Raw genomic sequence first — 26,543 nt, forward strand, 5'->3', positions numbered from 1 at the left:
CTTCAAGCGCCTTCGACAATGACGAAGTGACCGGTCGAAGCGGCAAGCCGGAACTTCGAGGCATGCAGATATTCGGGCGAATGATAGCATTCGACCGCCTTGTCGTAGGATTCGAACTCGACCAGCACATGGCGGTTTCCGGTCGGCCCTTCCGGATTCTCATGGCGGCCGGCCCGCACCGCGAACTTGGCGCCATATTTGGCAAAGGCCACCGCATTCGCCTCGATGTACTGCTTGTACACTTCGGGATCGCGGACATCGATCATGGCCATCCAGTAGCCCTTCTTGCTCATGGTCTCAGGGCCTCCAGCGCAGGAAATTGGTGATCAGGGCGAGGCCGAGCGCCTGGCTCTTTTCCGGGTGAAACTGCGTACCGACGAGATTGTCGCGGGCGACGGCGGCTGTCACCGGACCGCCATAGTCGGCAACCGCCAGCACCTCGTCGGGCTTTTGCGCGTCGAGATGGTAGGAATGGACGAAATAGGCATGCAATCCGTCCGGCCCGGTCGGAATGCCTGAGAATAACGGGTGCTCGCGCTTCAGCTCGATCGTGTTCCAGCCGATCTGCGGAATCTTCAGCGCCGGATCGGCCGGCGTGATTTCCTTGACGTCGCCGGATATCCAGCCAAACCCCTTGGTTATAGTCTTTTCCAGGCCGCGCTCCGACATCAGCTGCATGCCGACGCAGATGCCGAGGAAAGGCCGCCCCTTGACGATCGCGACTTCCTCCACCGCTTCCCACATGCCGGCGACAGCCCGCAAGCCGGCGGCGCAATCGGCATAGGCGCCGACGCCGGGCAGGACGATGCGGTCTGCCGTGCGGACCCTGTCGGCATCCGCCGTCAGATCGATGCTGGCGGCGATGCCGGCCTCGCGCGCGGCCCGCTCGAAGGCCTTGGTGGCCGAGCGCAGGTTGCCCGAACCGTAGTCGATGATAGCAACCCGCATGTCAGGGCTTTCCGGGAATATGGGTCAGACCAAGTGCCATGCCCATCTGGGCCGGCCGCGCCAGCGCGGCATCGGGAACAATGCGCGGTGGGGGCGGAACGTCATCCGAGAGCGCCTCGGCCTCCAGCGCGTAACGCGTATCGGCATCGTCGAGGCCGCCGGCCTCGACCACGCCCCACTCGTGCCAGCCGCGGCGGCGAAGGGCGGCGATGCGCGAGCCCTGCCCCTCCAGCCCGACATAGAAGGACACCAGCAGCGACAACAGTGAGCCGGCGAGGCCGAGTCCAAGCTTTTCGCCAAGCATCGACAGCAGGCCCATGACGACAAAAGTCAGCCCGGCTTCGATCCACAGCCGGTTCCAAACGAGCCAAAGCGGCGGCACCAGGAAACCAAGCCACGAGAACCCGTCGCGGATAAAAGCCGTTGTGTCGGCCCTCTCGCGGAGGCGGGGCGGTTCCATCACGACATAGGTTGCCATTGAGCTATCCTTTCAGAGAGCCCTTGGTGGAAGGAACCGCGTCCGGCTGACGTGGGTCGGCCTCAAGTGCCGCACGCAGCGCGCGCGCCACCGCCTTGAAACAGGTTTCCGCGATATGATGGTTGTTTGCGCCATAGTGGTTGGTCACATGCAAGGTGATGCCGGCATGCTGCGACAGCGCCTGGAAGAACTCGCGCACCAGTTCCGTGTCGAAAGTGCCGATCTTGGGCGACGAAAAAGCGACGTTCCAGACCAGGAACGGCCGGCCTGAGACATCGATCGCCGCACGTGTCAGCGTTTCATCCATGGCAAGGTCGATCGAGGCATAGCGCATGATACCGCGCCGCTCGCCCAGCGCCTTGCTCAGCGCCTGGCCGATCGCGATGCCGGTGTCCTCGACCGTGTGGTGATCATCGATATGCAAATCGCCCTTGGCCTTGACCGTCATGTCGATCAGCGAATGGCGCGACAACTGGTCCAGCATATGGTCGAAGAAGCCGACGCCAGTCGACATGTCGGACTTGCCCGATCCGTCGACATGAACCGACACGGAAATGTCGGTTTCCTTGGTCTTGCGGCTGACTTCGGCGGAGCGGGGCGACATGACCTGATCCTTGTCCTTGGTTTTTATGCTTCAGGCGTTCACAGGCTTGAAAACGAAAGCCTTCTAGCAGCATGGTCCGGCGATTGCCAGTTGCGATGCGGGGCAGTATCGAGCGTGGCTCATGCCGGTTTGCAATCAACGGCCCCGTGCATACATAGTGCCGATCAAGTTACTCGTAACGCACCAATCGCCACGTTTGGGGTCGGTGCTAATCGGAGCAAGAAGAATGTCGAACGAACTGAGCATGCACGCCACGACCATCGTGACGGTGCGCAAGGGCAACAAGGTGGTGATCGCTGGCGATGGCCAGGTCAGCCTTGGCCAGACCATCATGAAGGGCAATGCCCGCAAAGTGCGCCGCATCGGCAAGGGCGGCACTGTCATTGCCGGCTTTGCCGGCGCCACAGCCGACGCTTTCACCCTTCTGGAACGGCTTGAAGCCAAACTCGAGCAATATCCCGACCAGCTGACGCGCGCCTGTGTCGAACTCGCCAAGGAATGGCGCACGGACCGCTATCTGCGCCGGCTGGAAGCGATGATGCTGGTTGCCGACAAGTCGGTGTCGCTGGCGCTGACCGGCAATGGCGATGTGCTGGAGCCGGAACACGGCGTCATGGCCATCGGTTCGGGCGGCAATTACGCGCTGGCGGCGGCCCGCGCCCTGATGGACACAGACAAGGACGCCGAGGAAATCGCCCGCAAGGCGATGCAGATCGCGTCGGACATCTGCGTCTACACCAACAACAATTTCGTTGTCGAAACGCTCGATGCCGCCTGAACAAGGCAGACGATGATCCCGAAAAATGGAACCCGGTTTTCGGAGACGGTCATGGTCCAGCAAGAAAGCAGGTATGATTTTCGGCCGGTGACCAGAAAAGACCTGCCGATGATCGCAGGCTGGCTGGCCGAGCCGCACGTTGCCGAATGGTGGGACGACCCGAAAACGGAAATCGAGCGGATTGCCGAGCACATCGATTCGATTTCCGTCGAGCCGCTGATCGTCGAACTCGACGGCAAGCCGATCGGTTACCTGCAGAGCTACGACCCGCACATGGAAGACGACCATCCCTATGCCGACCAGCCCTTCGGCACGCTCGGCATCGACCTGTCGATCGGCAGGCCGGAACTCGTTGGCATCGGCCATGGCCCGGCGATCGTCAGGCAATTCGTCGAAGAACTGTTCGAAGAAGGCGTGCCGCGTGTCGTCATCGACCCGCACCCCACCAACTTGCGCGCCGTCCGCGCCTATGAAAAGGCCGGCTTCCAGGTGATTGATCGCAGACAGTCGGGCTATGGCGACGTCGTGCTGATGGCTATCGACGCCGAAATGGGCGATGCCGAAGAGAGCGACACGGAAGAGGGGCAATAGGGCATGACCGCATCCAGCGACGACAAAAGCCTCTCAGCCTATGAAAACAGCTGGCGAATGGGGCTTCTGATCGTCCTTGGCCTGGTCATCGTGCAGGCCGTTACGCTCTATCTGATGGGCCGCACGCCGATCTGCACCTGCGGATATGTCAAACTCTGGCATGGCGTCGTGCAGAGCTCGGAGAATTCCCAGCACATTTCTGACTGGTACACGTTCTCGCATATCATCCACGGCTTCCTGTTCTATGCGCTTGCGCGGTTCCTGTTCCCGGGCTCGCCGATCGGGCTCAGGCTGGCCTTCGCCGTTCTCATCGAGGGCGGCTGGGAGCTGCTGGAAAACAGCCCGTTCATCATCGACCGTTACCGCGCCGGCACCATTTCGCTGGATTATTACGGCGACAGCATCATCAATTCGGTGTCCGACACACTGGCCATGGTGCTGGGATTTGTGATGGCGCGAAGGCTACCTATATGGGTGATCGTCAGCCTCGCCATCCTCTTCGAACTGGGTACCGGCTACCTTATCCGGGACAATCTGACGCTCAACGTGATCATGCTGCTGCATCCGTTCGAGGCCATCAAGCAGTGGCAAAGTGGAATTTAGTGATATGAGCACATTCTCTCCCCGCGAAATCGTTTCGGAACTCGACCGCTTCATCATCGGCCAGAAGGATGCCAAGCGCGCCGTGGCCATTGCCTTGCGCAACCGCTGGCGCCGCCAGCAGCTGGAAGGCCAGATGCGCGAAGAGGTGATGCCGAAGAACATCCTGATGATCGGCCCGACCGGCGTCGGCAAGACCGAGATTTCGCGCCGCCTGGCGCGGCTCGCCGGTGCCCCGTTCGTCAAGGTCGAGGCAACCAAGTTCACCGAGGTTGGCTATGTCGGGCGCGATGTCGAGCAGATCATCCGTGATCTGGTCGAGATCGCCATCGGGCTGGTGCGCGAAAAGATGCGCGAGGATGTGAAGGCGCGCGCCCACATCAACGCCGAGGAACGCGTGCTGGAAGCGCTGGTCGGCAAGACCGCGAGCCCGGCGACGCGCGACAGCTTCCGCAAGAAGCTGCGTGACGGCGAACTCGACGACAAGGAGATCGAGATCGAGGTTGCCGACACCGGCAATGGCGGCATGCCCGGCTTCGAGATTCCCGGCATGCCGGGCGCCAATATCGGCGTGCTGAACATCAATGACATGCTGTCGAAGGCGATGGGCGGCAAGAAAACCAAGTCGCGCAAGACGACGGTGAAGGAATCCTACGCGCTGCTGGTAAATGACGAGTCCGACAAGCTGCTAGACCAGGACGAGGTGGTGCGCCAGGCCCTCGACGCGACGGAAAATGACGGCATCGTCTTCCTCGACGAGATCGACAAGATCGCCGCCAGGTCGGACATTTCAGGCGGTCCGTCACGCGAAGGCGTGCAGCGCGACCTGTTGCCGCTGGTCGAAGGCACCACGGTTGCGACCAAATACGGGCCGGTGAAGACCGACCATATCCTGTTCATCGCCTCCGGCGCCTTCCATGTCTCGAAGCCGTCCGACCTGTTGCCGGAATTGCAGGGCCGCCTGCCGATCCGCGTCGAGTTGCGTGCGCTGGTGAAGGACGATTTCGTCCGCATCCTGACCGAGACAGAGGCCAGCCTGATCAAGCAGTATATCGCGTTGATGAAGACCGAGGGCGTCGACCTGACTTTCACCGACGATGCCATTGATGCGCTCGCCGGCGTCGCCGTCGATCTCAACGACAGCATCGAGAATATCGGCGCCCGGCGGCTGCAGACGGTGATGGAACGGGTGCTGGACGAGATCTCCTACGACGCGCCCGACCGCAACGGCACGGCGGTGACCATCGACGCCGCCTATGTGGAAAAGCATGTCGGCGACCTCTCCAGAAACACGGATTTGTCGCGTTTCATCCTTTAAACGGAATCGCCGGGTCAGTTCCGGCGCCGGTCCTGGGCAAAAGTCCGGCAAACAGAATCATGTGTGGCCGGATGGTATCATCTGGCCACCTTTCGTCTTGCCGGGTGAAGGGGCGCTCTCGACTCAACCAGGAGCTTTACCTAGTTTGCCCGGCACTACAGCGCCGCGCGTCCATCGGGCGCAATGGATGCTGTAGCACTTTGTTTGGCGCATGATCCTTTCCGAAATTCGATTTCGATTTTCGGGGTCATGCGTTTTTTGGGCGGCGGCACATGAAGAAACTATTCCTCGTCATTCTCGGCTTGACGCTGGCGGCGACGCTTTTCGCCGCCGAGGCGGCAACGACCGTGCCGCCGGGAAACCGCAATACCGAACAGCCCGACATTCCCGGCGCTTCCAGCAGGCGCACGCAGGCGACAAACACCACATTCCAGGCGAAATACCGCAAGGTCTATGCCTTGCTGCAGAATGACGCCGATCTGCGCGCCAAGATCAAGAAGGCCGCCGCTGCCTATGGCATCGATCCGATGCACATCGTCGGCGCCATCGTTGGCGAGCATACCTACAATGTCGACGCCTATGACCGGCTGCAGACCTACTACGTCAAGGCGATCTCCTACCTCTCCAGCAAGCTGTCCTTTGCCTACAATGGCGAAGACATCACGGATTTCGTACAGCGGCCGGAATTCAAGAAATGCGCAGGGATGTCGGACAGTTATGACCTATGGGAATGCCGCGAGCAGGTGTGGAACCACGCGTTCCGCGGCAAGTCCGTGGGCGGAGAAAACTTCCCCGATGATCGCTTCGGCGCCACCTTCTTCCAGCCCTATTATGCCGGCCAGACGTTTGGTCTCGGCCAGCTCAACCCTCTGACGGCGCTGCAGATGAGCGACCTCGTGCACAGGACTTCCGGCCTGCCCAAGCTCGATGTCAGCGATCCGAATGCCGTCTACAAGACGATCATGGATCCGGACCTGACACTGCCCTATGTCGCGGCAACGATCCGCAAGTCGATCGATGCCTACAAGAGCATTGCCGGCTTCGACATTTCGGGCAATCCAGGTATCACCGCCACGCTCTACAACGTCGGCAACCCTGAACAGCGCGCCTATGCCTTGAAAACCGAGAACGCGGCACGCCGTGCCTCGGGTCAGGCTGAAAAGCAGCCGGAGGAAAATTATTACGGCTGGCTGGTCAACGACAAGCTGTCCGAGCTGAAGGCACTGTTCTAGCGGGCGTTCCGGGCCAGAGCGGAAGTCACTCTGTTTGGGCGTTTGCGTTGCCCTTCATTGCCCTGCTGGGCATTTCTCCCCGTAACGGGACGGGGAGAAAGACGCTGGCCGCAACGAAGCTTCTTCTAAACCAGCATCACGGCTGAGACGCCAGAAATGCCTCGAACTTGCGCAACTCGTCGGCATCGGCGCCGACAATGTGCTCACGGGCCGGATAGGCGCCGGACTGGATGTCGTCGGCATATTCGCGGAAGGCAGCGACGCGTTCGTTCTGGAGGCGGTCGAACTCGGCGGCAAGATCGCGGTAGCGTTTGGCATGACGCGGATAGCGGCCTCGATTGGTGCCGAGCACATCCTCGGCGAACAGATACTGGGCGTCGCAGCCGGCACCGGCGCCCATCGAGATCATGACCAGCGGCGTGCGCCGCGAGATCGCGCCTGCCACTTCCGCCGGCACAACCTCGATCTCGGCCGCGAAGGCGCCCGCCGCCTCGAGGTCCTTGACCTGCTTCCAGATGAAGGCCGCACTCTCGGCGGTCTTGCCGACCGCCTTGAAACCGCCGGTCCAGGTTGCATGTGCCGGGATCAGCCCGACATGGCCGCAGACCGGGATATGCTCGTCGCGCAGCCGCCGGATCGTTTGCAGGCTGGCCGAGCAATACATGGCGTCTGCGCTCGCCGCGCGCAGCTTGACCGCAGTGCGCAGGATCTCGTCAGTGGTCGCACCCATTCTCGCCTGTTCGTCGCCGGGGATCACAAAGCAGGTGGGTGCCGCGTCGCGAAAACGCGCATCAAAGATCATGTCGTAGGTGACGGAGATGATGTCGATGCCGGCGCGTTCCGCCGCTTCGGCTTCCTCAAGGGAAAAAACCCTGAGCTTGGAAAGCTGGCGCTTGCCTTTCAGCGCCTGCAAATCCGTGACTGTCGGTCTCGTGCGTGCCATTTCATCCCCTCCCATGGCGGCCAATCTGGCCAGTTTTTTCGGCGGCTTACGCCGCCAGCAACGACTTCAATTTGACCGTCTGTGAGCCGAGCGCGTCCGGTGGCGGCATAGCCTGCTTGCCGATCAGCATTTCGGCCAGCCTGATGTCGCGGGCGACCGCATTGCCGGGTCCGATGCCGCTCGCCGCCACCAGCCTTCCATCCCTGGCCAGATGGAAGAGGATGAAGGCGCCATCGCCGAGGTCACGGCGCACGACGCTGTGGCCTTCGTCGGAAAGTCCCGCTATCTGCAGGGACAAGCCATACTGATCCGACCAGAACCACGGCACCGCCGCATGGTTCTCGCCAGCGCCCAGCATGTTTTTCGCCGCGAGGGCGCCCTGTTCCTGCGCATTGCGCCAGGCCTCCAGCCGCACGCGGCGGCCGCCATAGACGGCAAGGGGAAACGAGCAGCAGTCGCCGGCGGCGAAGATATCCGGATCGCTGGTATGCAATTCCGCATCGACGGCGATGCCGTTATCGATCCTCAGGCCGGCCTCTGCCGCAAGCCCGGTGACAGGCACGGCGCCGATGCCGATGATCGCGAGGTCCGCCGATACTTCCTGGCCGCCGGCAAACGAGATGCGCACCTGCGAACCATTGTCATCGATCGCTGAAATGCCGTCGCCACAGAGTATGTTCACGCCCTCGGCGACATGCGCGCCGTGAATGACCTCCGCAATCTCAGCCGGCACGCCGCGCATCAGAATGCGCGGTTGCGCCTCGATGACGGTGACTTCAGCGCCAAGCTTGCGTGCAGCTGCGGCGAGTTCGAGGCCGATAAAACCACCGCCGACAATGGCGATGCGGTTTCCCGGGCGCAGGTGGGCACGGATGGCGAGTGCATCGGCGAAGGTGCGGAGATAGACGCAGCGAAGCCCAAGTCCCGGCATCGGCAATCTGCGCGGCGTCGAACCGGTGGCCAGCAGCAGTTTGTCGTAAGTCAGGACGGAGCCGTCGGAAAGGCCCACGGCGTGCAAGGAGCGATCTATCGCCACGGCCTGAACGGAATGGATATGCCGGATCGATTTCCCGGCCAGGATCTCGTCGCTGGCAATCGCCTTGATCGCGGGAACATCGTCGATCATGGCGTCCTTGGACAAAGGCGGCCGTTCGTAGGGCAGATGCGGTTCGTCGCCGACCAGCGTTACCGGGCCGTCATAGCCAAGATCGCGCAGCGCAAGGGCCGCCCGCCCGCCGCATTCACCTGCGCCAATGATGACCATGCCGCGCGCCATGTCCGTCATCCGATCTGGATCAGGACTTTGCCGGCATCGACCTTGACCGGATAGGTCCTGAGGTTGACGCAGACGGGCGCGCCTCGGGCGGCACCGGTCTTGTAGTTGAAGCGGCCATTGTGCTTCGGGCATTCGATGATGTCATCCATCACCAGCCCGTCGGCCAGATGCACCTTCTCATGCGTGCAAAGACCATCCGTGGCGAAGTAATCATCGTCGGGGCTGCGATAGATGGCGAAGGTGCGGCCACCATGGTCGAACCGCATCACATCTTCCTCGTCGATATCCCCGGCGGCGCAGGCTTCAACCCAGTCGCTCATCTATTCCTCCCAGAAATTGGTGCGGTCATTCCGCCGCGACGGCGACGGCATCATCATGGAATTCGCCGCGATAGGGCCTGGCGGTCGGCGGCAATTCACGCTTGAGGAAATAGTCCTCGTTGCGCAGCTGGCGCAGGAAGGCCGGGATCATTTCGCGATAGCCTGCCAGGATCGACGGCGTCGGCGCCGGCAGGTCGTGCTTGATCAGTTCATGCAGCCTCGGCAGCGCATGATAAGGCACCATCGGGAACATGTGATGCTCCACATGGTAGTTCATGTTCCAGTAGATGAACCGGCTGACCGGGTTCATGTAGACGGTACGGCTGTTGAGCCGGTGATCGGTGACATTGTCGGCCAGGCCGCCATGCTGCAGCAGGCCGACCATGACATGATGCCAGGCGCCATAGAGCCGGGGCAGGCCGACCAGCATCAAAGGCAGGAACGAGCCGGTGTAGAACGCCACGGCGATGGTGGCGGCATAGATTGCCGTCCAGATGCGGGCAATGCGGATTGCTCTCGGCTGCTCCTGCTCGGGAATGAAGGTCTTTTCCGCCGGGCTGATGATGCCTGCCGCGTTGCGCAGCATGTCCGACATCGCATGCCAGGCGTCTGTTACACCGACGAAGCCAAGGATGACGCGAGCCAAGTCCGGCGGCCGCATGACCGAGATTTCCGGATCGCGGCCGACGATGACCGTGTCGGTGTGGTGGCGCGTGTGGCTCCAGCGCCAGGTCACCGGATTGCGCATGATCATGAAGCAGGCGATCTGGTAGACCGCGTCATTCATCCATTGCGTGCGGAAGGCGGTGCCGTGGCCGCATTCATGCCAGCGTGAATCCGTCGACGAGCCATAGAGCACGCCATAGACGAAGAAGAACGGCACGCACCACCAGCTGCCCCAGAACCAGGCGCCACCCGCGCCGCTGACAATCAAGGCGGCGAGCCAGATGATGGTGTCGCGGATCGCCGGCCCATCGGAGCGCTGCATCAGCTCCTTCATCTGCTTGCGCGGAATGTCCGTGTGATACCACTCAGCCGCCGACAGACCGTTCTCGACAGCGAGCTTGGCGTCGCGGCCGATCAGGCTGTAGTCACGCCGTGACGGTGTTGTGGACATGATTGCCTCCTTCGGCAAAGGCATCCGCCAGGGCGGAAGCCTGACATCCCTTGGCTTCGAGGCCGCAAAATACCGCGAGCCCATGATAGACTCAACATCACGAAGATAGTTTCTATCATTTCCTATCAGAATGATGTAAAGAGGATCCGGCAATCCGATTGAGGGCAAGCATGGCGAAACGGCCGACCATCACCGATCTGGCGCGCATCTCCGGCGTCAGCGTGGCAACGGTGGACCGTGTGCTGAACAGCCGCCTGCCGGTGCGCGAGGAAACGGCCCGCCGCGTCTACGAAGCGGCAACCGAAATCGGCTACCATGCCGCCGGCCTGATCAAGCAGCGGATGCGCCATGAATTGCCGGAATATCGGCTCGGCTTCCTGCTGCTGCGCGGCAATTATGTCTTCTACAGCGAATTCGCCCGCGAGCTCGAACTCGCCGTTTCGCGATCGCCGCGCTTTCGCGGTGTCGCCGCCATCGATTTCGCCGACTCGCTGGCGCCCGACGAGATCGTCGAGCGCGCGCGCAAGCTGGCGGTCAAATGCCGGGCCGTCGCCCTGGTCGGGCCGGATCATCCGACGCTGACGGTCGCCGTCGAGGAGATGAAGGCAAAAGGCCTGCCGGTCTTTTCGCTGTTGTCCGATTTCGCGGCGGGCATTCGCGAAGGCTATGTCGGCCTCGACAACCGCAAGGTTGGCCGCACCGCCGCCTGGATGATCTCCAAGGCAGCGAAACGGCCAGGCAAGGTCGCGCTGTTCGTCGGCAGCCATCGCTTCCATGGCCATGAACTGCGGGAAATCGGCTTCCGCTCGTTCTTCCGCGAACAGGCGCCGGAATTCACCTTGCTTGAAACGCTGGTCAATCTGGAAGCCAACCAGATCACGCATGATACGATCATCGATCTGCTGGCCCTCCACCCAGACCTCGTCGGTTTCTACGTCGCCGGCGGCGGCATGGAGGGCGCGGTCTCCGCGCTCCGGCAAGCCAAGCCGGACGAAATGCCCGCGGTCATCTGCAACGAAATCACGGCGGTGTCGCGCTCCGCCCTGGCCGATGGCGTCCTGACCATGGTGATCTCGACACCATTGGCAGCACTTTCCCGAGAGTTGGTGGACCTGATGGCGCATGCGATCGAGACCGGTGCGGCGAACGCGCCGGGCCAGACCTTTCTGCCATTCGACATCTACCTGCCCGAGAACATCTAAGGTCCGCCGCGCGCAAGACGCATCTCTCGAGCTGATGAAAGAAACCATCATCGCTGATGGAGCCCGGCGTTCGCGTCTGATCGCCGGCAGAGCGGATGCTTCAGCGCCACCCAACTGGCTCCTTTGCCCCGCGCTTACCTCGTCAGGCGCTAAAATCACGCATCCGGCGTTGGAATGGCCCTTGACGCCTAACGGCAAAATGGAATAAATATTTCACCAGCTGCATATTTTGGTTCTTTCGTTCCGGAACATCTGTTTCAAACAGAGGGCTTGGCGTTCCAGCCAATGTGAAAGACGCCGTCCGGGATGAGGCCAATCGGGAGAGATTCCCTGGGAGATCGGGGATTCCGGAGTGATGGGTGCAACCGGACACCAGTGTGGAGGAGAAATAAAATGAAGAAACTGATTTTGGGCGTCGCCTTCGCGGCGCTGATGAGTTCATCCGCTTTCGCCGCCAAGGTCGGCGTGTCGATGGCCAAGTTCGACGACAACTTCCTGACCGTCCTGCGCAACGGCATGATCGAGCAGGCCAAGGGCATGAGCGGCGTTGAGCTGCAGGTCGAGGACGCGCAGAACGACGTCGCCAAGCAGCTCGACCAGATCAAGAACTTCGCCGCTTCGGGCGTCGACGCCATCATCGTCAACCCGGTCGATACCTCGGCCACCCAGGCGATGTCCGACGCTGCCGCCGCAGCCAAGATCCCGCTGGTCTATGTCAATCGCGAGCCGGTCAACGTTAACACGCTGCCGGCCAACCAGGCGTTCGTTGCCTCGAACGAGGCCGATTCCGGCACGCTCGAGACCAAGGAAGTCTGCCGCCTGTTCAAGGAAGCCGGCAAGAAGGAAGCCAATGTCTATGTCATCATGGGCGAGCTCTCCAATCAGGCCGCCGTGCAGCGCACCAAGGACATTGAAGAAGTGATTGCGACGCCGGACTGCAGCTTCATCAAGATTATCGACAAGCAGACGTCGAACTGGAACCGCGACGAAGCGCAAAACCTGATGACCAACTGGCTGTCGACCGGCAAGAAGTTCGATGGCGTCATCGCCAACAACGACGAAAGCGCCATCGGCGCCATCCAGGCGATGAAGGCCGCCAACATCGACATGAAGTCGGTTGTCGTCGGCGGCGTCGACGCCACGCAGGACGCGCTTGCCGCGATGCAGGCGGGCGACCTTGACGCGACCGTGTTCCAGGACGCGGCCGGCCAGGGTGCCGGTGCTCTCGACGCAGCGCTCAAGCTGGCCAAGGGCGAGAAGGTCGAGCATAAGGTCTACGTGCCCTTCCAGCTGGTCACGCCGGCAAACATCGGCAAGTTCCTGAAGAAGAACTGAAACGGCTGAACGGTTCCAACGGAGCGGCGCACCCCAAAGAGGGCAGCGCCGCTCCTCCTCCCCTCGATGCAGGCAAGGCAGCGAGGGCAACCGCGGCTGACGGAGGATAAAAGGCGTGGCACAGACATCACATGGCGTCGGCGGGGTCAGCTATGATGCGAAGAAGCGCACATGGCCGGCTGAATTCAACGTCTTCCTGGCGCTGGTCATCCTCGTCATCATTTTCGAGCTGATTGGCCGGGTCTTTCTCGGCGACAGTTTCCTCTTCAACACCCGCAGCGACGTCAGCGGCATCTTCAACGAGGCGCGCCTGCAGATCATCATCCTGCAGGTCTCGATCGTCGGCATTATCGCCATAGGCGTGACGCAAGTGATCATTTGCGGCGGCATCGACCTATCATCGGGTTCGATCGTCGGCGCCACCGCGATGATCGCCATGAGCTTCGCCCAGGTGGCGATGGTCAACGGCAACCCCAATCCGAAAGCGATGTTCCTCGCGCAAGGCTGGACCGACCTGCCGGTGATCGTGCCGGTGCTGGTGGCGATCGGCTGCGGCCTGCTGGCCGGCCTGGTCAACGGCTCCCTGATCGCCTACACGCGCATTCCGCCGTTCATCGCCACGCTCGGCATGATGGTGACGGCGCGCGGCATCGCCAAATGGTGGTCCAAGGGCCAGCCGATCTCGTTTCCCACCGAAGGTTTCGCCGCGATCGGCAAAGGCCTGATGCCTGTCATCATCTTCCTGTCGCTGGCCGTTTTGTTCCAGTTGATCATGACCTACACCCGGTACGGCAAACACTGTTATGCCATCGGCTCCAATGAGGATGCCGCACGCATGTCCGGTATCAAGATCGCCAACCACAAGATCCTGGTCTATGTCATCGCCGGCATCCTGGCGGCGCTCGCCGCCGTGGTGCTGAGCTCCAAGAACCTTACCGCCCAGTCCGGCATGGGTGTTATGTATGAGCTCGACGCGATCGCCATGGCGGTCATCGGCGGCGTCTCGCTCTCGGGCGGCCGCGGCTCCATCGTCGGCACCGTGATCGGCTCGCTGATCTTCGGCGTCATCATCTCCGGCTTCACCTTCCTGCGCCTCGACGCCTACTATCAGGAGATGGTCAAAGGCGTGATTATCGTCGGCGCGGTCGTTCTAGACCAGTGGCGTCAACGCGTACGGGCAATGAGGGCTTGATCATGTCAGACATTGTTTTGAAGACCGAAAACCTGACCAAACGCTATGGCGGCGTGCATGCGCTGGAAGGCGCGAACTTCGAGCTGCGCAAGGGCGAACATGTCGCCATCATGGGCGACAACGGCGCCGGCAAATCGACCTTCGTGCGCCAGATCACCGCTGTCGAGCAGCGTACCGACGGCAAGGTCTGGTTCGACGGCAAGGAAGTTAACTTCACCGGACCGATCGAGGCGCGCGAGGCGGGCATCGAAACCGTGTTCCAGAACCTGGCGCTTGCCGACGACCTCGACGTGCCGTCGAACCTGTTTCTCGGCCGCGAAAAAGTGCTGTTCAACCTCGGGCCGTTCTCGATCCTCGACCGCAAATACATGCGCAAGGCGACCGAGGCTGCATTGATCCGCACCGCGGTGAAAATACCGAACCTGTCCAACACCATCCGGCACATGTCGGGCGGCCAGCGCCAGTGCGTGGCGATCGCCAGGACCGCGACCTTCGCCTCCAAGCTGATCATCATGGACGAGCCGACAGCGGCACTTGGTGTGCAGGAAACGGCGCAGGTGGAAAACATCATCCGCACGCTGAAGGACAATGGCGAGCCGCTGATCCTGATCAGCCACAACATGCGCCAGGTGTTCGACCTCGTCGACCGCATCGTTGTCTTCCGGCGCGGCCGCATCGTCGCCAACCTGCGAAAGCAGGATACCGACGGGCAGGATATCGTCTCCTACATTACCGGCGCCAAGACCGGGGAAGCGGAACTGGCAGCCTAGGCGATCCCGCGATTGCCATGCCTTCTCGCCTCACCGGCAAAGGTGCATACACGTTTATTCTCGAACCATCCTCAAAGGACATCCAATGACTCTCCGCTTCGCCCTCCTCGGTGCCGGCCGTATCGGCAAGGTGCATGCCCGCGCCGTGGGCTCCAATCCGCAAGCCAAACTGGTCGCCGTCGCGGATGCGTTTGAGAAGGCCGCGAAAGAACTGGCGTCAGCCTATGGCGCCGAAGTGCGCACCATCGACGCCATCGAAAAGGCCGGGGATATCGACGCGGTCGTCATCTGCACGCCGACCGACACCCATGCCGACCTGATCGAGCGCTTCGCCAAGGCCGGCAAGGCGATCTTCTGCGAGAAGCCGATCGACCTCAACGTCAAGCGCGTCGAGAAGTGCCTGGCCGTTGTCGAGAAGGCCAAGGCAACGCTGATGGTTGGTTTCAACAGGCGCTTCGATCCGCATTTCGTCGCCGTTCGCAAGGCAATCGACGACGGCGCCATCGGCGCGGTCGAAATGGTCACCATCACTTCGCGTGATCCGGGCGCGCCGCCGATCGACTACATCAAGCGCTCGGGCGGCATTTTCCGCGACATGACCATCCATGATTTCGACATGGCGCGCTTCCTGCTTGGCGAGGAACCGGTTGCCGTCAGCGCCCACGCTTCGGTGCTGGTCGACAAGAAGATCGGCGAGGCCGGCGATTTTGACAGCGTCAGCGTCATCCTCGAAACCGCTTCGGGTAAACAGGCCGTCATCTCCAACTCGCGGCGCGCCACCTATGGTTACGACCAGCGCATCGAAGTGCATGGCTCTAAAGGCATGGTCGCCGCCGAGAACCAGCGGCCGGTGTCGATCGAGCTGGCGAATGAGAAGGGCTATACGCGCCCGCCGCTGCACGACTTCTTCATGACCCGCTATCTCGACGCCTATGCCCTCGAGATCGCCGCCTTCATCACCGCGGCAACCTCCGGCAAGAAGGCATCGCCAAGCGGAGCCGACGGGCTCGTCGCGCTGAAGCTGGCTGATGCCGCGCTGAAGTCGGCGACGACAGGCAAGACCGTCCGTCTCGACAAGTAAGAGCACCAGTTACAGGAGCAGAGCGATGAGCGGATCCGCCGATCGCAATTCACAGACGCGCGCCATCGTCACCGGCGGTGCGCAAGGCATCGGCTTTGCCGTCGCCGAGGCCCTGGCCGACGAGGGCTGCCGGGCGCTGGCGCTCATTGGCCGCTCTCAGGAGAAGGGCGACAAGGCCGTCGCCCATTTCAAGAAGGCGGGCGTCGACGCGATCTTCATCAGTGCCGATGTCTCCAAGGTTGCCGACTGCAAGCGGGCCGTCGAAACGGCGGTCAGCCATTTCGGCACCATCAACGCGCTGGTCAACGCCGCCGCCACCTCGGCGCGCGGTTCGCTGGTCGAAACCAGCGAAGAGCTTTTCGACACGATCTTCGCCACCAATGTGCGCGGTCCCTTTTTCCTGATGCAAGGCGTCGTGGCGCATCTGCTGGCAAAAAAGGCGCCCGGCTCGATCGTCAATGTGCTGTCGATGTCGGCGCATTGTGGCCAGTCGTTCCTGACGCCCTACTCCACCAGCAAGGGTGCGCTGATGACACTGACCAAGAACGTCGCCAACGCCTATCGGCACAGTCGCATCCGCTGCAACGCCGTGCTGCCCGGCTGGATGGACACGGAAGGCGAGGATATCGTGCAGAAGAAGTGGCACGACGCGCCCGACGACTGGCTGCAGAAGGCCGAAGCCGCGCAACCGATGGGCCAGCTGGTGAAGCCGGACCAGTTGGCGCGGCTGATCAGCTACATGGTCAGCCCGCAGGCCGGCGTCATGACCGGGTCGCTGGTCGACTATGACCAGAGCATCGCCGGATCGTCGCCGGAGTAGCGGCAGCCGAATAGTCTCATGTCCGGAATCGTTTCGGCCGTGCGGCGGCCGAAACGACCGGAAACGTCAATGCCAGCATGACCGGCCGGTGGGCATCTGGGCTCTAAAAGGCCCTGTTGCCCAGGCATTGCCATTCCCATATAGTCAAGATAGTCACCATAGTCATGGGATTGAAATGCTGTTTGCGCCCAAGGATACCAATTGGACGGTCGCCGGGGCAAAAGCCCGGCTATCAGAGGTTATCGAGCGCGCGCAGTCCTCGCCGCAGACGATCACCAGAAACGGCAAGCCAAGCGTGGTTGTCGTCTCAGTCGAGGAATGGCAGCGGAAGACCGCGCGCAAGGGTACGCTTGCGGAGTTCCTGCTGGAGTCGCCGCTGCGCGGCGCTGATCTGGACCTTGATCGTCAGCGCGACGAGCCGCGTGATCTGCCGTTGTGAGGTTGCTTCTCGACACGAATGTCCTGTCCGAGGTGACAAGGCCGTCACCGAACACGCGCGTCCTGGAATGGCTGGACGGGCTTGATGAGGACCGCTCATTCATCGGCGTCATATCGGTTGCTGAGATTCGGCGTGGTGTCGCCCTCATGGATGAGGGCCGGAAACGCGAGGCATTGGCCGAATGGCTTGCTCGAGACCTGCCGCAGCGCTTTGAGCAGAGGGTCCTTTCCGTGGATGAACCGGTGGCCTTGGCTTGGGGCGACCTGATGGGCCTTGCGAAGCGCCGGGGTCGCGGTTTGTCGTCGATGGACGGCCTGATCGCAGCCACTGCGATAGCGTGGCAGCTCACCTTGGCAACGCGCAATACGAAGGACTTCGAGGATCTTGGACTTGAACTCCTCGATCCGTGGACTGCATGAACGAGCGCTTCGGGCAGCGCCAGCTGGCTTCGGCGCTGCATCTGGCTTCCGCCGGCCAGGAGCACATCGCGAACTGAGACGGTGCGTCGCCTCATCCGGCACGTGACAAACGCTTCGGCTTCGACTATATGAGCCTGATGATCAACCCGACCGCCTCTTATTGGTACTTTAGCAGCTTGCTGGCGGCGGGAGGATTGCGCTCGATCTGAAGATTGCAGCATCAAAATCCGAACAGCCGCCAGACCTGGCGGCTTTTTTGTTTTCAGCCGGCAGGTCTCCCAAAACATAGTTTTACGCAATTCCGGACGGAAAACCGCAAGGCACTTTTCCTGGAATTGCTCTAACAGGAGCAGAAGCCGTGTTGACCACCACAGACGATCTTCGGGTCAAGGAAATCAGGGAATTGAGTACGCCGGACCAGGTGATGCGGGAGATTCCGCGCACGCTGACGGCGACACGAACCGTTGCCGCGTCCCGCAACGCCATCCACTCCATACTGAACGGCGCCGATGACCGGCTGGTCGTCATCGTCGGCCCGTGTTCGATCCACGACCCAGTCGCCGCCGTGGACTATGCCAGCCGCCTGGCGGCGCTGCGGGAAAGCCTGTCGGACCGGCTCGAAATCGTCATGCGCGTCTATTTCGAGAAGCCGCGCACAACTGTCGGCTGGAAGGGCCTGATCAACGATCCCGACCTCGACGGCAGCTTCAACATCGAGAAGGGGCTGAGGATGGCGCGCAACGTGCTGTCGGCTGTCAACAATCTCGGCCTGCCAGCGGCCACCGAATTCCTCGACATGACCATCCCGCAATACATTGCCGACCTCGTCGCCTGGGGCGCGATCGGCGCGCGCACCACCGAGAGCCAGATCCATCGCGAACTCGCATCCGGCCTGTCCTGCCCGGTCGGCTTCAAGAACGGCACCGACGGCAATCTCAGGATCGCCGCCGAGGCGGTGAAATCGGCCGTGCAGCCACACCACTTCATGGCGGTGACCAAGGGTGGGCGTAGCGCAATCGCGGCGACCACCGGCAATGAAGATTGCCACGTCATCCTGCGCGGCGGTCTTGCGCCCAACTATGACGCGGCGAGCGTCGAGGCGGCCGCGGCCGAACTCAGCCGCATCGGCGTGGCGCCCCGGCTGATGATCGATGTCAGCCACGCCAACAGCCACAAGAAGCCGGAGAACCAGCCCAAGGTGGCGGCGGATGTCGCGGGCCAGATCGCGGCGGGCGACGAGCGCATCATCGGCGTCATGATCGAGAGCAACCTCGTCGCCGGCCGGCAGGACGTCATCCCCGGCAAGCCACTGACCTACGGCCAGAGCATCACCGACGGCTGCATCGACTGGGCGACCACCGAGACCGTGCTGCACGGGCTTGCCGGCGCCGTCGAATGGCGCCGCTCGGTACGCCGGGCGATGATGGAGAACCGCCAGGGAGCCGCCTAAGGCGGCCAGCGATTGCGGCACTGAAGGCGGCGACCTTCCGGATTTCGGACCGGTATCACGCCGCCTTCAAGCCCTCCCAGGCGGTGAAGACGGAAATGGCGAACAGCAGCAATCCGGCGGCGCGGCCGGCAATCGCGGTCGCACGCGGGTTGGCAACCAGAAGGTTGCGGCTGCGGCCGGCTGATATCGCGAGCCCGCCATAGATGGCGAACTGCGTGACGACAGTCAGCAGGCCCATGACGGTCGCCTGCGCCCAGATCGGTCCGTAGTCCGGCTTGAGGAATTGCGGATAGACCGCAAGCACGAACAGATAAGCTTTGGGGTTGATCAGGCAGGTCACCGCCCCCTGCCGAAACGCCTTCCATGCCGAGCGGCTGCCGGCGGGTCCATCGGTGCCGACCGTGATGGAGCTGCGCATCAGCGTGATGCCGATATAGGCCATGTAGGCGGCGCCGATGATCAGCAGCGGCGTGAACAGGATCGGCACGAAATGCATCAAGAGGCCGACACCGATCGCGCCGTTCAGCGTATGCACCACACCGCCCAGCATGATGCCGCCGGTCGCGGCAAGTCCTCGGTTGATGCCTCCGGTCAGGGAATTGGCAAGCACGAACAGCATGTCCATGCCGGGCACGATGATGATGCCGAGAAGCAGCAGAAAGAAAATCCAGAGATTTTGTGCGTAATCCACGTGTCAGTTGCCTATCGTTCATCGCGGGCAGGCCGCTACGGAAGCTGTTGATTTTCAAATCGATAGGCGGTCCTATAGGTCAGCCCAATTGACAGGGTATTGTCAGTAGCGATCAGGATCCCGAGGAAAAAATGCGCAAGGCATCGCGCCTGTTCGAGATCATCCAGATCCTGCGGCTGGCCAAGCGGCCGGTGACGGCGGCGACGATCGCCGAGCGGCTCGAGGTGACGACGCGCTCGATCTATCGCGACATCGCCGCGTTGCAGGCGATGCGGGTGCCGATCGAGGGCGGGCGCGGCATCGGCTATATCCTGCGCCCCGGCTTCGATCTGCCGCCGCTGATGTTTTCGATCGAGGAGATGGAGGCGATCGTCCTGTCGCTGGCGCTGCTGGAGCGCACCGGCGACAGCGAACTCAAGCAGGCGGCCAAGCGCGTTGGCGCCAAGATAGCCGGCGCTGTGCCGGCGCCGTTGCGCCAGACACTCGAGGCCAATGCCTTGCATGCGTGGGGTTTCGCGGCACCTTCGGCCTCGGCGATCGACCTGGCGCTGGTGCGCCGCGCCATCCGCGACGAAGAGAAGCTCGATCTCTCCTATCGCGACGAACAGGGCCGGCCGACGCAGCGCATCATCCGCCCCATCGCCCTCATCTATTACGCCGAGACCGCAAACATCGTCGCCTGGTGCGAGTTGCGCCAGGCGATCCGCAATTTCCGCAGCGACCGGATCGAGGATTGCCAGGCAACTGGCCTTTGGTTCAAGGGCGAAGGCGACCAGTTGCGGCAGATGTGGGTGAATGGGTGGGAAGCGAACACGCTGGCCGGCGGCGGGTAGAGCCTATCTCACATCAACCCAGCGCTTCTGGTCGAACGAACGTGCCATCGCATGCACCGTGCGCTCGATCTCCAGCCCTTCAGCGAAGTCGAGAATCCGCGCCGGCTTGCCGGCCAGCCGCATCAGCAGTTCGCGGCATTCGATGATCTTGAGATCGTTGAAGCCGAGGCCGTGGCCGGGCGCCGGAAGGAAGGCGTCGTAGGGCTTGTGGTGCGGCGCCACCAGGATGGTGCGGTAACCCTGTTCGGTCGGACGGTCCGCCGTGAGATAGAGCTGGAATTCGTTCATCCGCTCCTGGTCGAACAGGATCGAGCCTTTCGAGCCGAAAATCTGGATGGCGATGCGGCCCTTGCGGCCCCAGGCCGAGCGGTTGACCAGAAGCGTGCCGGCGATGCCGTTTTCGAGATGCATCAGCACGCTGGCGATATCGTAGGTCTCGACCGCGCGGCGGCCACCGGCCGTGAGCTTGCGGTCCGCATAGGGCTTGGCCATGTCGCAGATGACACTGGCAACGCGGCCGAACAGCACCGAGACCAGTGACAGCGGATGCACGGCGAAATCGTCGAGCGCGCCATAGCCGGAAGCAGCCTCGTGCTTCCAGAAGAACAGCGCTTCGGGATCGGCCATGAAATCCTCATCCATCTCGATGCGCAGATGGTTGACCTCGCCGATGATCTTCTCATCGAGCAGCGCGCCGATGTGACGGATGGCCGGGCTCTGGATGTAGTTGTAACCGAGTGCGGCGACCTTGCCGGATTTCTTCGCCGCAGCCGCCATGGCCTCGGCTTCCGTAAAGCTCGGCGCCATCGGCTTCTCGCACCACAGATGCTTGCCGGCTTCCAGAATGGCGATGGCCATTTCAGGGTGGAACTGGTTGGGCGTGGTCAGCGAGACGATGTCGACTTCGGGATCGTTGACGACGGCGCGCCAGTCGCCGGAGCCCTTGGCGAAGCCGAATTCGCTCGCCTTGCGCCGGGCGAGATCGTCATTGACCTCGCCAAGATGGACCAGTCTCGGCTTGTCCACATCTGGAAACACGGTGCCAACCGCATTCCATGCAATGGCATGGCACTTGCCCATGAAACCCGTACCGATAAGACCGACGCCGACCATTTCCACTGTCTCCGTGCCAAAATGCTTTCGTGGATGAATTAGTCCATTTTTCCTAGGAATGGAATGTCTGCCTCATTTTTTATGGCGTTCTTGCGCAAGCCCGTTATGATAGGGCAGGAGAGGACATCCATAGATGAGCCTGGGCAGAGCAACGATGGACGAACAGGTACCTCGCGACTTCGAGACATTGCGCGCCACGATCCTTGATCGCCGTGAAAGCCTGCCGAAACGCATCGCCCAGATCGCCGCCTATGCGTTGGACAACCCTGATGACATCGCCTTCGGCACCGCCGCCAGCATCGCCGCCTCGGCCGGCGTCCAGCCGTCAACCTTGATCCGCTTTGCCCAGCAGCTTGGCTTCGACGGCTTCACCAGCCTGCAGCAGGTGTTTCGCGAAAGGCTGCGCGAACGAAATTCCTCCTATGACGAACGGCTGCTCGCCTTGCGCGCAAAGGCCGAAGGCGGCGCCGGGCACCGGGCGATCTTCGACGGTTTCGTCGCCGCCGCCAGCACGTCGCTCAACGACATTTCGCGAACGCTGGACGAAGCGCATCTGGAAGATGCCATCGCCCTTCTGGCCAAGGCCGAGACAATCTATGTCTTGGCCAAGCGACGCTCCTACCCGGTGGCGTCCTACATCGCCTATGCGCTGGGCAAGCTCAAGATCCGCAACCAATTGATCGAATCGGCGGCTGGGCTCAACGCCGAGATGATCGGCTTCGCCACGCCGGCGGATGCCGTCATCGCCATCAGCTTCTCGCCCTACGCGCCGGCAACCATCGAGGAGGCGCGCGCCATTTCCGAGCAAGGCGTGCCGATCGTGGCCATCACCGACAGTTCGTTCTCGCCGCTCGCCCAGTTCGCAAAGGTCTGGTTCGAGGTCGCCGAGGCGGATTTCGCCGGCTTCCGTTCGCTGTCGGCGACGATGGCGCTGGCCATGGCGCTGACAGTCGGCGTCGGCGAGAAACGGCGCGACGCCGGCAAGAAGCGCAAGGCCTGACGAGGTCCCTCGCCGCTACTTTTCAGCAAAGGAACGGTCATTCCATATTGACTATGGATTGGAATTATTATTTCATATTGACGGCATCACGCTGTCGTTCGCGCGTGTTGTCAAAGACAACAAGGCCGATGGGAGGTTCGAATGGGCGAAGCCGTGGATACGAGACATGCGCCGCTCGACGTCATCACCATCGGTCGCGCCTCAGTCGACCTTTATGGCCAGCAGATCGGCTCGCGGCTGGAGGATATCACTTCCTTCGCCAAGTCGGTCGGCGGCTGTCCGGCCAACATTTCCGTTGGCACGGCAAGGCTCGGCCTGCGCTCGGCACTGCTCACCCGCGTCGGCGACGAGCAGATGGGCCGTTTCATCCGTGAGCAGCTGAAACGCGAAGGTGTCAATGTCGACGGGCTGAAGACCGACAAGGAGCGGCTGACCGCGCTAGTGCTGCTTTCGGTCGAGGACGAAGGCGTTTCGCCGATGATCTTCTACCGCAGCGACTGCGCCGACATGGCGCTGGCGCCGGAAGACATCGATGAGGCGTTCATTGCCTCTGCGCGGTCGATCGTCGTCACCGGCACGCATTTTTCCCGCCCCAACAGCGATGCCGCGCAGCGCAAGGCAATCCGCGCCATCAAGGCCGCCGGCGGCAAGGTGGTGTTCGACATCGACTACCGCCCCAACCTGTGGGGCCTTGCCGGTCACGCCGAGGGTTTCGAACGCTATGTGAAGTCCGACCGTGTGTCGGCCCAGTTGAAGACGGTGCTGCCCGATTGCGACCTCATCGTCGGCACCGAAGAGGAAATCATGATCGCGTCGGGCGCCGATGACTGCCTGAGCGCGCTGAAGACGATCCGCTCGCTGTCGGCGGCGACCATCGTTTTGAAGCGCGGCGCCATGGGCTGCATTGTCTACGACGGACCGATCAGCGACGATCTCGAAGACGGCATTGTCGGCAAGGGCTTTCCGATCGAAGTCTACAATGTGCTGGGCGCCGGCGACGCCTTCATGTCCGGCTTGCTGCGCGGCTGGCTGGGTGGCGAGGATCATGCAACGGCGGCGACCTGGGCCAATGCCTGCGGCGCCTTTGCCGTCTCGCGGCTGCTATGCGCGCCGGAATATCCGACCTTCGAGGAGCTGCAGTTCTTCCTCAAGAACGGCAGCAAGCATCTCGCCCTGCGCAAAGACGAAGCGATCAACCACATCCACTGGGCGACGACGCGCCGGCACGACATCCCCTCGCTGATGGCTTTCGCATGCGACCACCGCGTCCAACTCGAGGACGTCGCGGCGAAGGCCGGTGCCGATCCGTCGCGCATCCATGATTTCAAGGTGCTGACGGTGAAAGCCGCGGCCAAGGTCGCCGCCGGGCGCGCCGGCTACGGCATGCTGCTTGATGAGAAATTTGGCCGCGAAGCCATGTTCGAGTTCGCCCACCATCCCTTCTCCTGGCTGGGACGCCCGGTGGAACTGCCGGGCTCACGCCCGCTGCGCTTCGAATTCTCGCAGGATATCGGTTCGCAACTCACCGAATGGCCGGTGGAGCACTGCATCAAGTGCCTGTGCTTCTACCACCCCGACGACCCGGCGGAACTGAAGGCCGAGCAGCAGCAAAAACTGCGCTCGCTGTTCGAGGCCGCACGAAAAGTGGGCCGGGAACTTCTCATCGAGATCATCGCCGGCAAACATGGCAAGCTCGACGACACCACGATCCCGCGCGCGCTGGAAGAACTTTACGCCCTCGGCATCAAGCCGGACTGGTGGAAGCTCGAACCGCAGGCTTCGGCCGGCGCCTGGGCCAAGATCGAGGCGGTGATCCTAAAGCACGATCCCTGGTGCCGCGGCGTCGTGCTGCTTGGCCTGGAAGCGCCGCAAGATGAGCTGGAAGCAGCCTTTGCCGCCACAGCCAAGGCGCCAATCGTCAAGGGGTTTGCCGTAGGGCGCACGCTTTTCGTCCACGCGGCCGAACAGTGGCTGGCGGGCAGGATGTCGGACGACGAGGCAGTGGCCGACATGGCATCGCGCTTCGAGCAGCTGACCGACGCATGGCTTGCCGCGCGCGGCCGCAAAGCAGCATAACAGGCGCGTCACAGGGACCGCGGAGGAAACCAAGATGAGCAAGACAATCCGCCTGACGATGGCGCAGGCGCTGACCCGCTTTCTCAGCTGCCAGATGACCGAGATCGACGGCAAGACAATGCCGATCTTCGGCGGCGTCTGGGCGATCTTTGGCCATGGCAATGTCGCTGGCATCGGCGAAGCGCTCTACCAAGTGCGCGACACCTTGCCGACCTTCCGCGCTCACAATGAGCAGGCGATGGCTCATGCGGCGATCGCTTACGGCAAGGCCAATTTCCGCCGCCGCTTCATGGCCGCGACCTCCTCGATCGGCCCCGGCGCGCTCAACATGGTGACAGCGGCGGCACTGGCGCACGTCAACCGGCTGCCGGTTCTGTTCCTGCCTGGCGATGTCTTTGCCAACCGCATTCCCGATCCGGTGCTGCAACAGGCCGAGGATTTTTCCGACGGCACGGCGACGGTCAATGACTGCTTCCGTCCGGTGTCGCGCTATTTCGACCGCATCACGCGGCCGGAGCAGATCATCCCGGCGCTCAACCGCACCATGCAGGTGCTGACCGATCCGGCCGATTGCGGGCCGGTGACGCTCTCGCTTTGCCAGGATGTGCAAGCCGAGGCCTATGACTACCCCGAGAGCTTCTTTGCCGAGCGGCTTTGGTCTCCACGCCGTCCACGCCCGGATCGTCGCGAACTGGCGGCGGCGGTCGCGGCGCTGAAGGGCGCGAAGAAGCCGCTGGTGATCGCCGGCGGCGGTGTTCTCTATTCGCAGGCCTCGGACGAACTGGCGAAATTCGTGCAAGCCGCAGGCATTCCGGTCTGCGAGACACAAGGCGGCAAATCCTCGCTGCCGGACACCCATCCGCTCAACATGGCCGCTGTCGGCGTTACCGGCACTTCTGCCGCCAACAGGCTGGCCGAAGAGGCCGATGTGGTGCTGGCGGTCGGTACACGCCTGCAGGATTTCACCACCGGCTCCTGGGCGTTGTTCCGGAACACGAGCAAAACGATCATTGGCCTGAATGCGCAAGCCTTCGATGCCGGCAAACACTGGGCGCTGCCGCTGGTCGCGGACGCGGCTGAAGGACTGGCTGAACTCGGAGCGGCGCTGAAGGGCTGGAAAGCGCCCGCCGCCTGGACCGACAATGCCGCCAAAGGCAAGAAGGACTGGCAGGCGGATGCCGGCAAGGTGACGGCCTCGACCAACGCCGCCTATCCGTCCGACGCACAGGTGATCGGCGCCGTGCAGCGCGCGCTGGGTTCCGGTGTCACGCTGCTTCATGCCGCCGGCGGCTTGCCAGGTGAATTGCACAAGCTGTGGCAGGCCGGCGCACCGGGCTCCTACCACGCCGAGTATGGCTTCTCGACCATGGGTTACGAGATCGCCGGCGGGCTTGGCGCCAAGATGGCGAAGCCTGATCAGGAGGTCGTCGTCATGATCGGCGATGGCTCCTACCTGATGCTCAATTCCGAGATCGCCACATCGGTGATGCTCGGCTTGAAGCTGACCATCGTTCTGCTCGACAACCGTGGCTATGGCTGCATCAACCGGCTGCAGATGGCGACCGGCGGCGCCAACTTCAACAATCTCTTGAAGGACTCACGCCACGAGGTCCTGCCCGATATCGACTTTGCCGCGCACGCGGCAAGCATGGGCGCTATTGCGGAAAAGGTCTCCTCTATTGCCGGGCTGGAGACAGCACTTGCGCAGTCGAAGAAGAACGAGCGCACAACGGTGCTGGTCATCGACACCGATCCGCTGGTTTCCACCGAAGCCGGTGGCGCATGGTGGGATGTCGCGGTGCCGGAAGTGTCGGCTCGGCCCCAGGTGAACGCGGCGCGCAAGAAGTACGAAGACGCCTTGCAAGTGCCGCGGTCCTGACCCACCTGGCTTATGCTGACTGGGCATTGGCGAAACAA

At 62.3% G+C, this 26,543-nt stretch carries 28 protein-coding genes; 18 read left to right on the forward strand and 10 right to left on the reverse strand.

The window, feature by feature from the left end:
* Positions 1-2: 2 nt before the first annotated feature.
* Genes GA829_RS02385 through hisB form a run of 4 tightly spaced genes read right to left on the reverse strand, consistent with a single transcriptional unit; the run spans position 3 to position 2,030 of the window.
* On the reverse strand, positions 3-293 hold the full coding sequence (locus GA829_RS02385; protein WP_195176987.1) for a DUF1330 domain-containing protein: 291 nt from the start codon (positions 291-293) through the stop codon (positions 3-5).
* 4 nt (positions 294-297) lie between these two features.
* The gene (gene hisH / locus GA829_RS02390; RefSeq protein ID WP_195176988.1) at positions 298-948 is read right to left on the reverse strand and encodes an imidazole glycerol phosphate synthase subunit HisH; all 651 of its coding nucleotides are present in this window, start codon (positions 946-948) and stop codon (positions 298-300) included.
* Between the two features lies 1 nt (position 949).
* The gene (locus GA829_RS02395; RefSeq protein WP_195176989.1) at positions 950-1,426 is read right to left on the reverse strand and encodes a DUF2628 domain-containing protein; all 477 of its coding nucleotides are present in this window, start codon (positions 1,424-1,426) and stop codon (positions 950-952) included.
* A 4-nt stretch (positions 1,427-1,430) separates the two neighbouring features.
* Complete coding sequence (gene hisB / locus GA829_RS02400; protein WP_195176990.1) at positions 1,431-2,030, reverse strand: imidazoleglycerol-phosphate dehydratase HisB; 600 nt, start codon at positions 2,028-2,030, stop codon at positions 1,431-1,433.
* Positions 2,031-2,256: 226 nt separating this feature from the next.
* On the opposite strand from hisB, the gene hslV reads away from it, so the two are divergent.
* The 5 genes from hslV to GA829_RS02425 all read left to right on the forward strand — a co-directional run bounded on the left by hslV (position 2,257) and on the right by GA829_RS02425 (position 6,549).
* On the forward strand, positions 2,257-2,808 hold the full coding sequence (gene hslV, locus GA829_RS02405; RefSeq protein WP_195176991.1) for an ATP-dependent protease subunit HslV: 552 nt from the start codon (positions 2,257-2,259) through the stop codon (positions 2,806-2,808).
* Positions 2,809-2,859: 51 nt separating this feature from the next.
* Complete coding sequence (locus GA829_RS02410) at positions 2,860-3,399, forward strand: GNAT family N-acetyltransferase (protein WP_195176992.1); 540 nt, start codon at positions 2,860-2,862, stop codon at positions 3,397-3,399.
* 3 nt (positions 3,400-3,402) lie between these two features.
* Positions 3,403-4,002 carry a DUF2585 domain-containing protein gene (locus tag GA829_RS02415; protein ID WP_195176993.1) on the forward strand — a complete coding sequence of 200 codons (600 nt, stop codon included), beginning with the start codon at positions 3,403-3,405 and terminating at the stop codon, positions 4,000-4,002.
* Positions 4,003-4,006: 4 nt separating this feature from the next.
* The gene (gene hslU / locus GA829_RS02420) at positions 4,007-5,317 is read left to right on the forward strand and encodes an ATP-dependent protease ATPase subunit HslU (protein WP_195176994.1); all 1,311 of its coding nucleotides are present in this window, start codon (positions 4,007-4,009) and stop codon (positions 5,315-5,317) included.
* A gap of 272 nt (positions 5,318-5,589) precedes the next feature.
* Entirely contained in the window at positions 5,590-6,549 is a 960-nt protein-coding gene (locus GA829_RS02425) for a DUF1402 family protein (protein WP_195176995.1), read from the forward strand.
* A gap of 136 nt (positions 6,550-6,685) precedes the next feature.
* Here the strand turns inward: GA829_RS02425 and GA829_RS02430 are convergent, their stop codons facing one another.
* The 4 genes from GA829_RS02430 to GA829_RS02445 are packed head-to-tail and all read right to left on the reverse strand — an operon-like array spanning position 6,686 to position 10,205.
* Positions 6,686-7,492: a 3-methyl-2-oxobutanoate hydroxymethyltransferase gene (locus GA829_RS02430; RefSeq protein WP_195176996.1), complete on the reverse strand. Its 807-nt coding sequence runs from the start codon at positions 7,490-7,492 to the stop codon at positions 6,686-6,688.
* A 46-nt stretch (positions 7,493-7,538) separates the two neighbouring features.
* A complete protein-coding gene (locus tag GA829_RS02435; protein ID WP_195176997.1) occupies positions 7,539-8,777 on the reverse strand; it encodes an NAD(P)/FAD-dependent oxidoreductase in 1,239 nt (412 codons plus the stop codon).
* Complete coding sequence (locus GA829_RS02440; protein ID WP_195176998.1) at positions 8,774-9,088, reverse strand: MocE family 2Fe-2S type ferredoxin; 315 nt, start codon at positions 9,086-9,088, stop codon at positions 8,774-8,776. Before GA829_RS02440 ends, GA829_RS02435 begins: the two co-directional genes overlap by 4 nt.
* Positions 9,089-9,113: 25 nt before the next feature.
* A complete protein-coding gene (locus tag GA829_RS02445; RefSeq protein ID WP_195176999.1) occupies positions 9,114-10,205 on the reverse strand; it encodes a fatty acid desaturase family protein in 1,092 nt (363 codons plus the stop codon).
* A gap of 170 nt (positions 10,206-10,375) precedes the next feature.
* Between GA829_RS02445 and GA829_RS02450 the strand changes: the two genes are divergently transcribed.
* The 9 genes from GA829_RS02450 to GA829_RS02490 all read left to right on the forward strand — a co-directional run bounded on the left by GA829_RS02450 (position 10,376) and on the right by GA829_RS02490 (position 18,913).
* Positions 10,376-11,407, forward strand: a complete 1,032-nt coding sequence (locus GA829_RS02450) for a LacI family DNA-binding transcriptional regulator (protein WP_195177000.1) — start codon at positions 10,376-10,378, stop codon at positions 11,405-11,407.
* A gap of 393 nt (positions 11,408-11,800) precedes the next feature.
* The gene (locus tag GA829_RS02455; RefSeq protein ID WP_195177001.1) at positions 11,801-12,742 is read left to right on the forward strand and encodes a sugar ABC transporter substrate-binding protein; all 942 of its coding nucleotides are present in this window, start codon (positions 11,801-11,803) and stop codon (positions 12,740-12,742) included.
* Positions 12,743-12,857: 115 nt separating this feature from the next.
* The gene (locus GA829_RS02460) at positions 12,858-13,934 is read left to right on the forward strand and encodes an ABC transporter permease (protein ID WP_195177002.1); all 1,077 of its coding nucleotides are present in this window, start codon (positions 12,858-12,860) and stop codon (positions 13,932-13,934) included.
* A gap of 2 nt (positions 13,935-13,936) precedes the next feature.
* On the forward strand, positions 13,937-14,704 hold the full coding sequence (locus GA829_RS02465; protein ID WP_195177003.1) for an ATP-binding cassette domain-containing protein: 768 nt from the start codon (positions 13,937-13,939) through the stop codon (positions 14,702-14,704).
* An 85-nt stretch (positions 14,705-14,789) separates the two neighbouring features.
* Positions 14,790-15,785: an inositol 2-dehydrogenase gene (iolG, locus tag GA829_RS02470; protein ID WP_195177004.1), complete on the forward strand. Its 996-nt coding sequence runs from the start codon at positions 14,790-14,792 to the stop codon at positions 15,783-15,785.
* A 25-nt stretch (positions 15,786-15,810) separates the two neighbouring features.
* Positions 15,811-16,605, forward strand: coding sequence for an SDR family oxidoreductase (locus GA829_RS02475; protein ID WP_195177005.1), 795 nt, complete (start codon positions 15,811-15,813; stop codon positions 16,603-16,605).
* A 175-nt stretch (positions 16,606-16,780) separates the two neighbouring features.
* Positions 16,781-17,044 carry a type II toxin-antitoxin system prevent-host-death family antitoxin gene (locus tag GA829_RS02480; protein ID WP_195177006.1) on the forward strand — a complete coding sequence of 88 codons (264 nt, stop codon included), beginning with the start codon at positions 16,781-16,783 and terminating at the stop codon, positions 17,042-17,044.
* Complete coding sequence (locus GA829_RS02485; RefSeq protein ID WP_195177007.1) at positions 17,041-17,463, forward strand: type II toxin-antitoxin system VapC family toxin; 423 nt, start codon at positions 17,041-17,043, stop codon at positions 17,461-17,463. The genes GA829_RS02480 and GA829_RS02485 overlap by 4 nt, the downstream gene beginning before the upstream one ends.
* A gap of 358 nt (positions 17,464-17,821) precedes the next feature.
* Positions 17,822-18,913, forward strand: a complete 1,092-nt coding sequence (locus tag GA829_RS02490) for a 3-deoxy-7-phosphoheptulonate synthase (protein WP_195177008.1) — start codon at positions 17,822-17,824, stop codon at positions 18,911-18,913.
* Positions 18,914-18,968: 55 nt separating this feature from the next.
* Here GA829_RS02490 and GA829_RS02495 read toward each other — a convergent pair whose 3' ends face one another.
* Complete coding sequence (locus tag GA829_RS02495; RefSeq protein WP_195177009.1) at positions 18,969-19,604, reverse strand: LysE family translocator; 636 nt, start codon at positions 19,602-19,604, stop codon at positions 18,969-18,971.
* Between the two features lie 131 nt (positions 19,605-19,735).
* On the opposite strand from GA829_RS02495, the gene GA829_RS02500 reads away from it, so the two are divergent.
* Positions 19,736-20,437, forward strand: a complete 702-nt coding sequence (locus tag GA829_RS02500; protein ID WP_195177010.1) for a helix-turn-helix transcriptional regulator — start codon at positions 19,736-19,738, stop codon at positions 20,435-20,437.
* A 3-nt stretch (positions 20,438-20,440) separates the two neighbouring features.
* Here GA829_RS02500 and GA829_RS02505 read toward each other — a convergent pair whose 3' ends face one another.
* Positions 20,441-21,550: a Gfo/Idh/MocA family protein gene (locus GA829_RS02505; RefSeq protein ID WP_195177011.1), complete on the reverse strand. Its 1,110-nt coding sequence runs from the start codon at positions 21,548-21,550 to the stop codon at positions 20,441-20,443.
* Between the two features lie 154 nt (positions 21,551-21,704).
* Between GA829_RS02505 and GA829_RS02510 the strand changes: the two genes are divergently transcribed.
* The 3 genes from GA829_RS02510 (at position 21,705) to iolD (ending at position 26,505) form a co-directional block, all read left to right on the forward strand.
* The gene (locus tag GA829_RS02510; protein WP_195179492.1) at positions 21,705-22,550 is read left to right on the forward strand and encodes a MurR/RpiR family transcriptional regulator; all 846 of its coding nucleotides are present in this window, start codon (positions 21,705-21,707) and stop codon (positions 22,548-22,550) included.
* Positions 22,551-22,691: 141 nt separating this feature from the next.
* Complete coding sequence (locus GA829_RS02515; protein WP_195177012.1) at positions 22,692-24,626, forward strand: bifunctional 5-dehydro-2-deoxygluconokinase/5-dehydro-2-deoxyphosphogluconate aldolase; 1,935 nt, start codon at positions 22,692-22,694, stop codon at positions 24,624-24,626.
* Positions 24,627-24,660: 34 nt separating this feature from the next.
* Positions 24,661-26,505 (forward strand): 3D-(3,5/4)-trihydroxycyclohexane-1,2-dione acylhydrolase (decyclizing), encoded by a 1,845-nt coding sequence (gene iolD / locus GA829_RS02520; RefSeq protein ID WP_195177013.1) that lies wholly within the window; start codon positions 24,661-24,663, stop codon positions 26,503-26,505.
* Positions 26,506-26,543 lie beyond the last annotated feature (38 nt).

Origin of the sequence: Mesorhizobium sp. INR15 (assembly GCF_015500075.1) — a bacterium.
Lineage (GTDB): Bacteria > Pseudomonadota > Alphaproteobacteria > Rhizobiales > Rhizobiaceae > Mesorhizobium.